The 14,428-nt window shown below is 69.3% G+C and carries 13 protein-coding genes; 6 read left to right on the top strand and 7 right to left on the bottom strand.

From position 1 onward, the window contains the following. Positions 1-2: 2 nt before the first annotated feature. The 3 genes from QTI51_RS01450 to QTI51_RS01440 are packed head-to-tail and all read right to left on the bottom strand — an operon-like array spanning position 3 to position 3,824. Positions 3-944 carry an ABC transporter permease gene (locus QTI51_RS01450; RefSeq protein WP_116908582.1) on the bottom strand — a complete coding sequence of 314 codons (942 nt, stop codon included), beginning with the start codon at positions 942-944 and terminating at the stop codon, positions 3-5. 11 nt (positions 945-955) lie between these two features. Next, the gene (locus tag QTI51_RS01445) at positions 956-2,224 is read right to left on the bottom strand and encodes a lactonase family protein (RefSeq protein WP_116908493.1); all 1,269 of its coding nucleotides are present in this window, start codon (positions 2,222-2,224) and stop codon (positions 956-958) included. Positions 2,225-2,243: 19 nt separating this feature from the next. After that, on the bottom strand, positions 2,244-3,824 hold the full coding sequence (locus QTI51_RS01440) for an ABC transporter substrate-binding protein (RefSeq protein ID WP_116908583.1): 1,581 nt from the start codon (positions 3,822-3,824) through the stop codon (positions 2,244-2,246). Between the two features lie 211 nt (positions 3,825-4,035). Here QTI51_RS01440 and QTI51_RS01435 point away from each other — a divergent pair, with 211 nt between their 5' ends. Continuing rightward, the gene (locus QTI51_RS01435; protein WP_116908494.1) at positions 4,036-4,425 is read left to right on the top strand and encodes a RidA family protein; all 390 of its coding nucleotides are present in this window, start codon (positions 4,036-4,038) and stop codon (positions 4,423-4,425) included. Positions 4,426-4,483: 58 nt separating this feature from the next. On the opposite strand, the gene QTI51_RS01430 is transcribed toward QTI51_RS01435, so the two are convergent. Then, the gene (locus tag QTI51_RS01430) at positions 4,484-5,080 is read right to left on the bottom strand and encodes an ATP-dependent Clp protease proteolytic subunit (protein WP_116908584.1); all 597 of its coding nucleotides are present in this window, start codon (positions 5,078-5,080) and stop codon (positions 4,484-4,486) included. A gap of 110 nt (positions 5,081-5,190) precedes the next feature. Between QTI51_RS01430 and QTI51_RS01425 the strand changes: the two genes are divergently transcribed. Beyond that, positions 5,191-5,973, top strand: coding sequence for a sigma-70 family RNA polymerase sigma factor (locus QTI51_RS01425; protein ID WP_116908585.1), 783 nt, complete (start codon positions 5,191-5,193; stop codon positions 5,971-5,973). A gap of 293 nt (positions 5,974-6,266) precedes the next feature. Here QTI51_RS01425 and lolD read toward each other — a convergent pair whose 3' ends face one another. Then, positions 6,267-7,028: a lipoprotein-releasing ABC transporter ATP-binding protein LolD gene (gene lolD, locus QTI51_RS01420; protein WP_286513122.1), complete on the bottom strand. Its 762-nt coding sequence runs from the start codon at positions 7,026-7,028 to the stop codon at positions 6,267-6,269. Further along, positions 7,021-8,277 (bottom strand): lipoprotein-releasing ABC transporter permease subunit, encoded by a 1,257-nt coding sequence (locus QTI51_RS01415; RefSeq protein WP_116908496.1) that lies wholly within the window; start codon positions 8,275-8,277, stop codon positions 7,021-7,023. The genes lolD and QTI51_RS01415 overlap by 8 nt, the downstream gene beginning before the upstream one ends. Before the next feature lie 143 nt (positions 8,278-8,420). Between QTI51_RS01415 and QTI51_RS01410 the strand changes: the two genes are divergently transcribed. Then, positions 8,421-9,386: a hypothetical protein gene (locus QTI51_RS01410; protein WP_116908497.1), complete on the top strand. Its 966-nt coding sequence runs from the start codon at positions 8,421-8,423 to the stop codon at positions 9,384-9,386. Continuing rightward, positions 9,383-11,113, top strand: a complete 1,731-nt coding sequence (gene recJ / locus QTI51_RS01405; protein ID WP_116908498.1) for a single-stranded-DNA-specific exonuclease RecJ — start codon at positions 9,383-9,385, stop codon at positions 11,111-11,113. The genes QTI51_RS01410 and recJ overlap by 4 nt, the downstream gene beginning before the upstream one ends. 42 nt (positions 11,114-11,155) lie before the next feature. Here recJ and QTI51_RS01400 read toward each other — a convergent pair whose 3' ends face one another. Further along, positions 11,156-11,689, bottom strand: a complete 534-nt coding sequence (locus QTI51_RS01400) for a DUF1003 domain-containing protein (protein ID WP_165840287.1) — start codon at positions 11,687-11,689, stop codon at positions 11,156-11,158. A 221-nt stretch (positions 11,690-11,910) separates the two neighbouring features. Here QTI51_RS01400 and QTI51_RS01395 point away from each other — a divergent pair, with 221 nt between their 5' ends. Continuing rightward, complete coding sequence (locus QTI51_RS01395; protein WP_116908500.1) at positions 11,911-12,912, top strand: SDR family oxidoreductase; 1,002 nt, start codon at positions 11,911-11,913, stop codon at positions 12,910-12,912. A gap of 183 nt (positions 12,913-13,095) precedes the next feature. Beyond that, entirely contained in the window at positions 13,096-14,262 is a 1,167-nt protein-coding gene (locus QTI51_RS01390; RefSeq protein ID WP_116908501.1) for a sensor domain-containing diguanylate cyclase, read from the top strand. The last annotated feature ends 166 nt before the right edge of the window (positions 14,263-14,428 follow it).

Genomic DNA, 14,428 nt, shown 5'->3' with positions numbered 1-14,428 from the left:
CTTCAGACCTTCACGCGCGGATCGACAACGGCGTACAGCAGGTCGATGGAGAAATTGATCAGCACGTAGATCGCGGCAATCACGAGCAGCGCCCCCTGAATGACCGGGTAGTCGCGCCGCAGCACGGCGCTCACCACCAGGTTGCCCACGCCGGGCAGGCCGAACACGGTCTCGGTGATGACGGCGCCGCCGATCATGAGCGCCACCGTCAGGCCGATCACCGTGACGATGGGCACCAGCGCATTGCGCAGCGCATGCTTGAGCACCACCGTGCTCTCGCTCAGGCCCTTGGAGCGCGCGGTGCGCACGTAGTCTTCGCCCAGCACGTCGAGCATGGAGGCGCGCGTGAAGCGGATGATGAGCGCCGAGTTCAGCAGGCCCAGCACGGCCGCGGGCAGCACCAGCGCGTGCAGCCGCTCGCCCAGTGCCGCGTCGGGCGCGCCGTAGCCCGACACCGGGAACCAGCCGAAAGACACCGCGAAGACCTGGATCAGCACGATGCCGAGCCAGAAGCTCGGAATGCTCGCGCCCAGCATCGCGATGCCGGTGAACAGCTGGTCGACCACGCGCCCGCGAAACACCGCCGACACGATGCCGCACGGCACGCCGATGAGCGCCGCGATGGCCACCGCCATCAGCGCGAGCAGCGTGGTGGGTTCGGAGCGCTCCCACAGCGCCTGCGTCACCGGGCGCTGCAGAAAGATGGACGTGCCGAGGTTGCCCTGCAGCACCTCGCGCAGCCAGTAGCCGAACTGCACGGGCAGCGGCTTGTCCAGCCCGTACTCCTTCTGCACGCGTGCGATGTCGGCCGCGGTGGCCTGGTCGCCCAGCAGCACCGACACCGGGTCGCCCGAGGCCGCGCGCGTGAGCACGAACACGAGCACCGCCACGATGGCGAGCACCACCAGCATGCCGAAGGCGCGCGAGGCGATGTAGCGGAACATGGATTTCTTCATCACGCGGAAAACTCGATGGCGGCGGCGCTGCCCACGGCCACGTACTGGCCGGTGAAACGGATGTCGCCCTTGTGCACGCGGAACACGGTGACGTTGTCGCCCTGCTTGTTGTGGCACACGTAGAGAAAGCGCCCGCTCGGGTCGAGCGCGCAGCTGCGCGGGTAGTTGCCGCGCGTCCACTCCTCGCGCACCAGCGTGGGCGCGCCGGTGCGCGCGTCGACCTTGAACAGCGAGATGGAATCGTGCAGCCGGTTGAGCGACACGAAGTGCTGGCCGTCGGGCAGCATGCGAATGCCCGAGGCGTAGCTGGTGCCCTTGAAGCCCCGCGGCAGCGCCGAGGTTTCGCTCACCAGGGCCAGCACGCCGGTGGCGCTGTCGTAGCGCATGAAGGCGATGGTCGAGGCCTCCTCGTTCACCAGGTACAGCCACTTGCCGTTCGGGTGGAACACGAAGTGCCGCGCGCCCGAGCTCTCGGACACGGCCACCGTGCTCGGCTGGCTCAGCACGCCGGTGATGCGGTCGAAGCGGTAAGAGATGACGCGGTCCAGCCCCAGGTCGGCCACGAGCACGAAGTTGCCCTTCGGGTCGGCATGCACCATGTGCGCGTGCGGGCCGTCGTGGTCGCTGGTGGCAAAGCCCTCGTGCGCGCGGGCGGCGGCCGGCACCACGTCGGCGCCGGGCTTGCAGGGTGTGCCTGGGCCGCAGGCGTCCACGTCCTTGTAGACCGCGGCGGCGGTGCCCGCGTCGGGCGTGCCGTCGGCGCGCAGCGCGATCACGCTGACGTCGCCGCTCGCGTAGTTGGCGGTGAACAGGAAGCGGCCCTCGGGGTGCACGCTGATGTAGGCCGGGTCCTTGCCGCCGCAGGGCGTCTCGGACACGAACGACAGCGCGCCGTCGGCGCCGATGCGAAAGGCCGACACCGAACCGGCCTCGAACTCGTTGGCCGCGTACAGCATCGGCAGCTTCGGGTGGCGGGCCAGCGACGCGGGGTTGCGCAGTTTCGCGCCCTCGCCCGTGCTGGCCACCGCCGGCGGCGCGCCGGCGATGGGCTTGAGCGCGCCGGTCTCGCCGTCGAGCACGAACTGGTGCACGCCCAGCCCGCGCCCGCCGCGCCACGGCTTGCCGCCGTCGCTGTAGGTGCCGACGTAGGCGTACACCGGACCGGGCCTTGCGGCCGGCGCCGCGGAGGCGATGGACGAGTCGAGGCCCAGGGCCCCGAGGCCGGAGGCCAGTGCGCTGGCTTGCAGGAGTTGGCGACGCGATGGCATGGCGAGGGTCCTTGCGCGCTTACTTGATCTTCGCGTTCCAGAAGAACGGCCAGGTCGCGGGCGTGTAGTTGTCCAGCGCCGGGCTCTTGGCAGAGAGGCCGTTGAACTTGCCGACGTTGATGTAGGGCACCTCGTCGTACACCACCTGCTGCACCTTGCCCCACAGCGCGCCGCGCTTGGCCGGGTCGCTCTCGACGTTGAAGGCCTGCAGCGCGGCCTTCTTGGTGGGCGTTTCCCACCAGCCGGGCGCGCCGTCGCCGAGCTGCGGCGGCGAGAGCATGGGCTCGGGGAACTGGCCCGAGTGGGTCACGTAGATGTCCCACAGCTTGGAGTCGTTGCGCCGCTGCACCAGCGTGGCCCAGTCGACCACGTTCAGGTCGACCTTGAAGCCCGCGCGCTTCAGCTGCTCGGCCATCAGCAGGGCCATGTTGTAGTGAAAGTCGTACTGGCGGCTGGTGAGCACGCGAATGGGCTCGCCCTTGTAGCCGGCCTTGGCCGCGGCTTCCTTGGCCTTGGCGGCGTTGCGCTGGTTGTACTGGTCGGCGCCGGCGGTCGAGTAGAACGGCGAGCCCTTGGGGAAGTGGTTGGCCTCGGCCACGAAGAAGCGCGTGTCGCCGAAGCCGGCCGCGAGCATCTCGCCCTCGCCCAGCGCGGCCTGGATCGCCTGGCGCACCGGCTGGCTGGCGGCCACGCCTTCCTTGGTGTTGAGCACCAGGTACGGGAAGCCGAACGAGGGCGTCATGATCGGCACCGTCTTGCCGCCCGACTTCTCCAGGCGCGGCAGCGCTTCCACCGGCAGCAGGTCGGCAAAGTCGTACTGGCCGGCCAGCGCGCCCTCGACGCGGGTGCTGGCGTTGGGCACGGGCACGAAGCGCAGCTCTTCGATGGCCGCCTCGCGCTTGCCGCCGTAGCCGCTCGCGGGCTCCTTTCGCGCGGCGTACTTGTCGAAGCGCGTGAGCAGCACGAACTGGTCGGGGCGGCGTTCCTTGAACTTGTAGGGGCCGGTGCCGACGAAGTCCTTCAGCGGCGAGGCGATCGAGTCCTTGGCCATGATGGCGGCCATGCCGCTGGGCAGCGCCAGTTGCGAGAGCAGCGGCGCGTACGGTTCCTTCAGCACGATGTCGACACCCAGCGGGCCCTTGGCCTTGAGGCTGTCGATTTCCTTGCCCACGGCCTTGCCGCGCGGCGACTGTTCCATCCAGCGCTGCAGGCTGGCGACCACGTCGTCGGCCGTGAGCTCGCGGCCGTTGTGCAGCATCACGCCCTTGCGCAGGGTGATGGCGTAGGTCTTGCCGTCGGCCGAGATCTTCGGCATGCCTTCGGCCAGCATCGGCACCACGTTCCACTTGGCGTCGAAGGTGTAGAGCGTCTCGTACACGTGCTGCATGATGGTTCCGACCAGGTCGGCGGTGGAGGCCATCGGGTCGAGCGTCTGCGGCTCGGCCACCATCGCCAGCGTGGCGAAATTGCGCGGGCCCTGGGCATGCGCTTGCTGGTGCGGCAGCGCGGCGCACAGCATCGCGAGCAAGGAAGCGCCCAGCAAGGTGCGCTTGGACAGCAGAGGCAGGGCGATGCGCTGGACTGGACCGACGTGGGGCATGGGGGACTCCTTCTTGGGGCGGGCGCTCAGGTTGGCGAAAGTGAAAGAAATTTTCTTTCCGGCCTGCACTTTGAAGCACTATCCATGCCAAATCATCCGTGTTAACCCTCGATCAGGGGTTATTCTGAAATAGATTTTCAGATTGGAGAGATACTCGCGGCGCGTTTTCTTCGACTTTCCCCTGCCCTCTTTTTCATTCCAAGGAGTCCCCATGCCTCTCGAATACCTCGGTGCCCCGCCCCTCGCCTCCGACCGCCAGGTGCGCCCCTTCTCCCCGGCCGTGCGCGCCGGCGACTTCGTCTACGTGTCGGGCCAGGTGCCCGTGAACAAGGAAGGCGAGATCGTGGTGGGCGGCATCGAGGCGCAGACGCGCCAGGTCATGGAAAACCTGAAGACCGTGCTCGCGCTGGCCGGCGCCACGCTCGACGACGTGTGCAAGAGCACCGTCTGGTTGCAGGACGCGCGCGACTTTGGTGCCTTCAACCGCATCTACATGAGCTACTTCGGCGAGAACAAGCCCGCGCGCTCGACCACCGAGGCGCGCCTGATGGTCGACGCCAAGGTCGAGATCGACGTGGTCGCCTACAAGCCGAAGGCCTGAGGCTCAAGCCTGGGCCCAAGCCCGGGTGCGAGCCTGGCGCCTGGCCTGGCCGTGGGCTTCAGCCGGCCAGTTCGGTCTTGCGCTGGATGATGCGCGAGACCAGTCCGTACTCGACCGCCTCTTCGGCCGACAGCCAGCGGTCGCGCTCGATGTCGGCCAGCACCACGTCCAGCGGCTTGCCGGTTTCGCGCGCGATCTCGTGCGCGATGCGCAAGCGGGCCTTGATGATTTCCTGCGCCTGGATCGCGATGTCGGTCGCCTGCCCGCCCGCGCCGCCGCTGGGCTGGTGAATCAGGAAGCGGGTGTTGGGCAGGCACACGCGGCGCTCGCGCGGCGCGGCCAGGAACAGGTGCGTGGCCGCGCTGCCGACCCAGCCGGTGCCGATCATGTTCACCGGCGCGCTGATGAAGCGCACGATGTCGTGGATGGCGTCGCCCGACTCCAGGTGGCCGCCTGGCGAGCTCACGAGGATGTCGATGGGCTTGTCGGCGCTGTCGGCGTCCAGCGCGATGAGCCGGCGCGTGACGTCGGCGGCCACCGCGTCGGTGATGCTGCCGAAGATGAGCAGCGTGCGCGACTTGAACGCCTTTTCTTCCAGGTAGGAGTTGCGCGGCTCGGCGGTGGCCGCGGGCTTGGTGTCGTCGTCGGATTCCATGGAGAACATGGGGTGCATGAGGAAGGCTCCTGTGGTTGGACTGTCTTGACGAACAAGCCCACAGTTTCGTGACATTGGCAGCTGAATGTCGGATGTGGCAAGCTGGCGCGATGCTCGACGAACGCTATCTCTCGCAATTTCCGGCCTTGCGAAACCGGCTGGTTCGCGCGGCGGCGCGCCTGCTGGGCGGCCAGGCCGAAGCGGAAGACGTGGTGCAGGACACCTACCTGCGCGCGCTGGAAGCCGGCAACACGCCGCCACCCGATTCGGCGCAGGCCTGGCTCACCACGGTGATGCAGAACCTGGCGGTGGACAGGCTGCGGCGGGAAGGCTGGATGCAGAGATGGCTGAAAGAGGCCGCCGTGAATTCGCTGCATGCGCTGCATTCGCTGTCGGCGCCTTCCGCGGAAGCCGAAGCGGGGCAGGCCGAATCCATCGCGCAGGCGCTGCGGCTGGTCGCTTGCCGGCTATCGCCCTCGGACGGTGCCGCGGTGCTGCTGCGCGAGGTGTTCGAAGCCAGCTTCAAGGAGATCGCGCAGGCCAGCGGGAAGACCGAGGCCGCCTGCAGGCAGCAGTTGCATCGGGCGTTGCTGCGACTGCGGGAGGGCAAGGAAGGGGAAGACGGCGGGTCGGAAGCCGTCTTCCATGTGTACCGGCAGGCACTGAGCGACTGCGATGCGCGGACCTTGTTCGCGATGCTGCGGCAGCCGCCTGCGCGTGCGATCGGGGTGTCTGTTGCGACTGCGCCGGGTTCAGGTTCGCCCCGCGTGGTGTGCCAGGTGATGCAGATCGGCGGACGGCTCGGGCTGGTGCTGACGCTGGGCGGCAAGGTGCTGTGCGTGCTGCCGCTGGATGCAAGGCAGCCCGAGGAAGACGCGCTGGCCGTGTTTTGAATCGGCTCCTTCCTCCTCTGGGGGAAGGTTGGGATGGGGGCACGCGCGGCCTTCGAGGCTGCGCGGCGTTGAAGGACGCGAGCCCCCACCCCTGCCCTCCCCCAGCGGGGGAGGGAGAAAGACTGAAGGCACGGCCGACGAATCGCGTTGCCTCGGCTCTGCTATTGGCTCCTTCCCCCTCTGGGGGAAGGCTGGGATGGGGGCACGCGCGGCCTCGAAGTCTGCGCGGCGTCGAAAGCCGCGAGCCCCCACCCCTGCCCTCCCCCGTAAGGGGAGGGAGAAAGACAAGAGCCTCAGCCTGCCAGCCGCCCCGCCACCAGCTGCAGCACCCGATCACACCGCTTCGCCAGGTCCTGGTCATGCGTGACCATCACGAACGCCGTGCCGTGCCGCCTTGCCAGGTCCAGCATCAGCGCGAACACGTTGTCCGCCGTGCTGCGGTCGAGGTTGCCCGTCGGCTCGTCGGCCAGCACGCAGGCCGGCTGCGTGACCAGCGCGCGCGCGATCGCCACGCGCTGGCGCTCGCCACCCGACAGCTCCGCCGGCCGGTGGTGCAGGCGCTGCCCCAGACCCACGCTCTCGAGGATCTTCGTGGCCGATTGCGCGGCGACCGATGGCTCCACGCGCCGGATCTTCAACGGCATCGCCACGTTGTCCAGCGCGCTGAATTCGGGCAGCAAGTGATGGAACTGGTAGACGAAGCCCAGGTGCCGGTTGCGCAGCCGCCCCTGCTCCGCCGCGTCGGCGTGCGCGATGTCCTTGCCCAGCAACTCGACCTTGCCACCCGTGGGCGCGTCGAGCCCGCCCATCAGGTGCAGCAGCGTGCTCTTGCCCGAGCCCGAGGCACCGACGATGGCCAGCGTTTCGCCGGCGTGCACGTCGAGATCGACGCCGTGCAGCACGGTCAGGTCGAGGCGCCCTTCGTGGAAACGCTTGGTCAGTCCACGGGCTTTCAGAACAACTTTGTCGGCGCCGGGCCGCCCCAAGCCGATGGCGGCCCCCTCGGGGGGCAGCGAAGACACGTCAGTGCCGAGCGTAGGGGACAGTTCACTCATAGCGCAAGGCCTCGGCCGGGTTCACGCGGCTGGCGCGCCAGCTCGGGTACAGCGTGGCGACGAAAGCCAGCACCAGGGAAATGATCGCGATCGGAACGATGTCGCTCTGCTGCGGATCGCTCGGCATCTTGCTGATCAGGTAGATGTCCTTCGGCAGGAAGCTCGCATGGAACAGCTGCTCCAGGAAGGGCACGATCACGTCGATGTTGTAGGCAATGCCCAGGCCCAGCAGCAGCCCGGCCAGCGTGCCGATCACGCCCACCATCGCGCCCTGCACCACGAAGATGCCCATGATGCTGCGCGGCGAGCTGCCCAGCGTGCGCAGGATGGCGATGTCGGCGCGCTTGTCGGTCACCGTCATCACCAGCGTGGACACCAGGTTGAACGCCGCCACCGCCACGATGAGCGTGAGGATGATGAACATCATGCGTTTCTCGACCTGCACGGCCGCGAACCAGGTCTTGTTCTGGCGCGTCCAGTCGCGGATGAGGAACTCGCCCGGCAGGCTCACGGCCAGCTGGTCGGCCACGTCGCGCGCCTCGTTCAGGTCCTTCAGCTTCAGGCGGATGCCCGTAGGGCCTTCGAGGCGGAACACCTTGGCCGCGTCCTGCTCGTGCACCATGGCCAGGGCGGAGTCGTACTCGTAGTGGCCCGAGTCGAAGGTGCCGACCACAGTGAACTGCTTCAGCCGCGGCACCACGCCGGCCGGCGTGACCTGCCCGCCCGGGGCCACCAGCGTGACCTGGTCGCCCGGCTGCACGAACAGCGAGCGCGCCAGCTCGGCGCCCAGCACGATGCCGAACTCGCCCGGCACCAGCTTGTCGAAGGTGCCCTTGCTGGCGATGCCGCCGGTGTCGGTCACCTCGGGTTCGAGCTTGGGGTCGATGCCGCGCACGATGGTGCCCTTCATGTCCTCGCCGCGCGCGATGAGCGCCTGCGTGTTGATGAAGGGGGCCGCGCCGATCACCTCGGGGTGCTTGCGCGCGGCGGCCATGATCTCGTCGAGCTGCGGCAGCGCCTGCCCGTCGCGCGAGAAGATCTCGATGTGCGACACCACGCCGAGCATGCGGTCGCGCACCTCTTTCTGGAAGCCGTTCATCACACTGAGCACAATGATCAGCGCCGCCACGCCCAGGGCGATGCCGAGCATCGAGACACCGGAGATGAAGGAGATGAAGCCGTTGCGCCGCGTCGCCCGGCCTGCGCGCGTGTAGCGCCAGCCGAGCTGCAGTTCATATGGAAGTCGCATCAAATTTCCTGCCGAGCCGCCTCAAGGGAAATTTGCCCGCCCTCGGGGGGCAGCGAATACACGAAGTGAGGAGCAAGGGGGTACGTCATACGGCGGAATTGTGGCATCCCGAAATAAACAAGGGCTTCCCGGACAATAGAGAGATGGCCGAACACCTCCCACGTCACTTGTTGATCCCTTTCGCCGGCCGCGGTTCCCCGGCTTGCCGCGCGGCACTGCCCACCCTGCGGCTCCCCAACCTCGAAACCCTGCTGCTTCGCCTGACCCTCGCGGACACCGACAAGCAGGACGAAAGCACACGCTCGCCCCCCCACGAACGCGCGCTGGCGCAGGCCCTGGGCATTGCCGCGGCCGACGGCTGCATCCCCTGGGCCGCGCTGGAAGCGCGCCAGCTCGGCATCGCCACGCCGGACGACACCGAAGGCTGGGGCGTGGTCACGCTGTGCAACTGGCAGGTCGGCATCGACGACGTGGCGCTGGGCGATCCCGCCGCCATCGAGATCGACGCGGCCGAGTCGGCCGCGCTGCTGGCCGTGGCCCGCCCTTTCTTCGAGGAAGACGGCATCGCGCTGCACCCCTCGCCCGTGCCCGGCCGCTGGCTGGCGCGCGCGCGCATCTTCGACGGGCTGGCCACCGCCTCCATCGACCGCGCCGTGGGCTACCCGATCTCGCAGTGGTCGCCGCTGGCCGATGCCGCGCGCCCGTTGCGCCGGCTGCAGAACGAGATGCAGATGCTGCTGTACACCGAGCGCGTGAACGACGACCGCGCCGCGCGCGGCGTGCCGCCCATCAACTCGTTCTGGCTCAGCGGCACCGGCGCGCTCAAGACGACGCCCGAGGCGACGGGCCCCGCCCCCGAAGTGAGCGACGCCTTGCGCGTGGCCTCGCTGCGTGACGACGGCGCCGGCTGGGCCGCTGCCTGGCAGGCACTGGACGCCGGCCCCATTGCCTCGCTGCTGTCCGACTACACGCGCGGCGCCGACGTGGCGCTCACGCTGTGCGGCGACCGCGCCGCGCAGCGCTACACCGTGCAGCCGCGCGGCCTGGCGCGCTGGGCCAGGAGCCTGTTCGACCGCAAGCGCGCGTCGGCCGTGCTGGAGTCGCTGTGAAGATCGTCGCCCGCGACATTCCGCCGCGCACCGTCTGGGCGCTGGAACAGGCCGGCGTGCACCCGCTGCTGGCGCGCCTGTTCGCAGCGCGCGGCGTGCGCGCCAAGGACGAGCTCGACGACGGCCTTGCGCGCCTGCTGCTGCCCGACACCCTGCGCGGCACGCAGGCCGCGGCCGTGCTGCTGGCCGACGCCATCGCGCAGGACAAGCGCCTGTGCATCGTGGCCGACTACGACTGCGACGGCGCCACCGCCTGCGCGGTCGGCGTGCGCGGCCTGCGCCTGCTGGGCGCCAAGCAGGTCAGCTACCTGGTGCCCGACCGCGTGGTCGACGGCTACGGCCTCACGCCGCCCATTGCCGAGCGCGTGGCCGACAGCGGCGCCGACATGCTCATCACCGTCGACAACGGCATCGCCAGCGTCGAGGGCGTGGCCGCGGCCAAGGCGCGCGGGTTGCAGGTGCTGGTCACCGACCACCATCTGCCCGGCCCCGAACTGCCGGTGGCCGACGTGCTGGTCAACCCCAACCAGCCCGGCTGCGAGTTCGAGAGCAAGAGCATCGCCGGCGTCGGCGTGATGTTCTACGTGCTGCTGGCGCTGCGCTCCGAGCTGCGCCGGCGCGGCGTGTTCGACGTGGCGACGCAGCCCAAGCTCGACGCGCTCTTGCCGCTGGTCGCGCTCGGCACGGTGGCCGACGTGGTCAAGCTCGACGCCAACAACCGCCGCCTGGTGGCGCAGGGCCTGCGCCGCATCCGCGCCGGGGCCATGCCCGCGGGCGTGGCGGCGCTGTTCAAGGCCGCGGGCCGCACGGCGGCGGTGGCCACCACCTTCGACTTCGGCTTTGCGCTGGGCCCGCGCATCAACGCGGCGGGGCGGCTGGCCGACATGACGCTGGGCATCGAGTGCCTGCTGACCGACGACGCGGGCCGCGCCGAAGAGCTGGCGCGCATGCTCGACGGCATCAACCGCGAACGGCGCGACATCGAGGGCGGCATGCGCGACCAGGCGCTGCTGCTGGCCGAGTCGCTGTTCGCGATCGACAGCGATGGCAGCGACGGCATCGCGGCGCCGCCGCCCGCCATCAGCGTGTTCGACCAGGGCTTTCATGAAGGCGTGGTCGGCATCGTGGCCTCGCGCATCAAGGACCGCTTCCACCGCCCCACCTTCGTCTTCGCCGCCAGCGGCGCGCCGGGCAAGGCGCACGAGCTCAAGGGCTCGGGCCGCTCCATTCCGGGCTTTCACCTGCGCGACGCGCTCGACCTCGTGGCCAAGCGCCACCCGGGCGTGCTGCTGCGCTTCGGCGGCCACGCGATGGCGGCCGGCTGCACGGTGGCGCGCGAGCACTTCGAGACCTTCGAGAAGGGCTTTGCCCAGGTCGCGCGCGAGCTGCTGGCCGAGGCCGCGCTCACCCGGCAGATCGAGACCGACGGGCCCATCGCACGCGAGTACATGCGCATCGACCTGGTCGACACGCTGCACAAGGAGGTGTGGGGCCAGGGCTTTGCGCCGCCAACCTTCAGCGAAGAGGTGGAGGTGGTGTCGCAGCGGCTGGTGGGCGAGAAGCACCTGTCGCTCAAGCTCCGGCACCAGGGCCAGCCGATCGACGCGATCTGGTTCAGCCACACCGAGCCCCTGCCGCCGAAGGTGAAGCTGGCCTTCAGGCTCGACGCGGACGAGTGGCAGGGCGTGCGCCGCCTGCGCTTCCTGGTGGAAGGCGCGGAGTTCTAAGCCGAAAACTAATCCGAAGACCAAGCCGAAGACGGTTCCAGCTCAGCCGCCCTTGCCATGCGCGGCCTCGGCCGAGACGATCTGGTGCAGCACCTTGCCGGGGTCGGTCTTCTCGGTCAGCGCCTTCACCTCGTCGTCGGCCTCGGGCGGCAGCTCCATCTTCTCGGCCATGCGCGTCACCAGGCGCAGCATGGCCGTCATCTCGCGCTCGTTGAGCAGGTTGATCTGCAGGTCCAGGTGGTGCCGGCGCTCGTTTTCCTCGTCGGACATGTTCTGGCTGATGAGGATCATGATGGCCAGCACGATCGCCTCGATGGACACCAGGAAGAGCAGGAAGGTGAACGGGTAGGGGTCGATCTTCCACACCCACTGGTTCACCGCGATCCACAGCGCGAAGAAGCCCAGGTTCCACCACAGGAAGGCCACCGTGCCGCAGAAGCGCGACATGCGCGCCACCAGCTTGTAGAGCGCAGGCTTGGAACGGCGGTTGCCCTCCTCGAGGCAAAGAATGGCCTCGATGTTGCGGTGGGTCAGCTCGCCGATGGAGGGGTGCTCTTTGGGTTGTTCGGGCTGCACAGGCTGTTCGGGTGGAGTTCGGATGGGCAATGGCAGCATGTTTATCGCCCGGATGCCGCCAGGCGCCGCGTAGGCTGGCGTCGGGATTCGTTGCAAGAAGCGCCCGCGGTCCGGCACCTCCGGTGCAAGACGGTCGCGATGTGTCGCTGCATTCCTACGCCGGCGCCCACCCGGCGCTCTACGGTGAGACCTTCGCACACAGACCGAAGAGCCGACCGCCCATGAAATCAGCCAGCGCCACCGCCCGCTCAGCCCAGCGAAAGCAGGACGCGAAAGACGCCCGCGCCAAATCCGCCGCCACCGCCGCCACCGCCGCGGCCAAGAAGCAGAAGAAGGAAAAGAATGCCGCCGTCCAGGCCGGCCCCCGCCCCCAACCCGCTCCCACCCTCCCCGCGCAGCACCTCGACAAGCCCGGCCACGAAGCCGACATGGCCCTGCGCCCGCGCTTCGAGGCGCCCGACTACAAGGGCAGCGGCAAGCTGCAGGGCATGACCGCGCTCATCACCGGCGGCGATTCCGGCATCGGCCGCGCGGTGGCCGTGCTGTATGCGCGCGAAGGCGCCGACGTGGCCATCGTCTACCTGGGCGAAGACACCGACGCCGAAGAAACCCGGCGCCATGTCGAGGCCGAAGGCGCACGCTGCCTGCTCGTGAAGGGCGACGTGCGCAAGCCGGCCTTCTGCGACAAGGCGGTGGGCAAGACGGTGAAGACCTTCGGCAAGCTCGACATCCTGGTCAACAACGCCGCCTTCCAGCTGCATGCGGCCGGCATCGAGGACATCAGCGACGAGCGCTTCGAGCTCACGCTGCGCACCAACGTGTTCGGCTACTTCCAGATGGCGCGCGCGGCGGTGCCGCACCTGCGCAAAGGCGGCTCCATCATCAACACCGGCTCGGTCACCGGGCTGGAAGGCAGCGCGCAGCTGCTCGACTACTCGACCACCAAAGGCGCCATCCACGCTTTCACCAAGGCGCTGGCCAGCAACCTGCTGCCCAAGGGCATCCGCGTGAACGCCGTGGCGCCGGGGCCGGTGTGGACGCCGCTGAACCCGGCCGACAAGCCGCCCGAGAAGGTGAAAAACTTCGGCAAGGACACCGACATGAAGCGCCCCGCGCAGCCCGAGGAGCTGTCGCCGGCCTACGTGTTCCTGGCCGCGCCGAGCTGCGCCAGCTACATCACCGGCATCGTGTTGCCCGTGACGGGCAGCGTGGGCGCGGCCTGACGCGTTTATGAGACGCATGGCATAGGCCGGCCGCGCTTCGGCGATACGATCAGTTACCGCGCTTTTCACCTGCGCAGCGTGCGCCGACCGGCGCCTCTCACCGTTACCGTTTCTCGAGCCACCCCGGATGCCGTCCCGCTTCAGTTCCTGCCGTCCTTGTCTTGCCGCCTGGGGCACGCGCCCATGATCGACGTCGCGAGCCATGGCCTGCTGGCGGGCCTGATGGTCTGCGGCCTGGTGCTGCTGCTGGTGTTCGGCACCGTCATCCACGCCTGGTACGTGCTGGCCTGCGGCTTCGCGCTGGCCGCCTTCGCCGGGCTGGACAACCTCGCACCGGGCGACCCGCTCGCGCACTGGGCGGCGGCGGCGCTGGTGCTGTGGGCCGCGTGCCGGCTGCAGTTCGCGCGGCTGCTGCTGCGCGTGCGGCACTTTGCCCCACGGCTGGACCAGGCCTTGCTCGGGCTGCTGGTGGCGCTGGCGCTCACCGCGCTGTACGCCACGGTCGAGCCCCGGCTGACGTGGACGCTGCGCGTGCTGCAGGCGCTGGTGGTGGCCTCCACGGTGCTGCTGGCGGTCGGTGCGCTGCTGGCGCGGCGCGCGCTGCCGTGGACGGCCGTGCTCTTCTGCGCCGGCGGCGTGCTGCTGCTGGCCGGCATCTCGGCCGCGCACCTGCCGGTCTGGGGCGAGCCACCCGCGGGCCCCGCATCGTTCAACCTCGCGCAGGCCGGCGTGATCGCCGAGCTGCTCACGCTGGCCGTGGCCGTGGCCGCGCGCATCCGCCAGGTGCTGCGCGCCGAGAAGGCGCTGGAGCAACGCACGCAAGCGCTCATGGGCGCCATGGGCACCGACGCGCTCACCGGCGCCACCAGCCGCGCGGGCCTGGAAAGCCGCGGCGCCGAATGGCTGCGCGACGGCCGGCCCTTCTCCCTGATGATGGTCGACCTGAACGGCTTTCATCGCGTGAACGAACGCCACGGCCGCGCGGGCGGCGACGCGGTGCTCGCGGCCATTGCGCAGCGCCTGCGCCAGCAGGTGCGCGCCGACGACATGGTGGCGCGGCTGGGCGACGACGAGTTCGCGATCCTGCTGGCCGGCAACCCGGCGCGGCAGAAGCTCGCTGAAATGGCGATCCGCATCGAGACCGCCGGCGCGACGCCGGTGGCCTTCGAGGGCCGCCTGCTCGCGGGCGGCGAGATCAGCATGGGCATCGCGTGCCACCCGGCCGACGGCGACACGCTGGCGCGGCTGATGGAGTCCGCAGAGCGCGCGCTGCGCCACTGCAAGCGGCAGCGCATGGGGCCGTCCTACGCGTTCGCGGGCGAGCAATCGGGCAGCGCCGCGAACGGCTGAGGCACGAGCCGGCGTGCACGTCGACATGCGCGTGACATGCGGCTGACACGCCGTTGAAACACGGCGCCGGCACCTCGGCGCACCGGCCTTCGAACCTTCTTCTTACCTCGTATTGCGCGCGTCGCAGTGCATGATTCAGGCATGAGATTTCATGCTTTTTCACTGC

The organism is Variovorax sp. J22G73 (assembly GCF_030317035.1).
GTDB lineage: Bacteria > Pseudomonadota > Gammaproteobacteria > Burkholderiales > Burkholderiaceae_C > Variovorax.
Note: the sequence above shows the minus strand (reverse complement) of the source record. Positions and strands in the feature narration are given on the sequence as shown.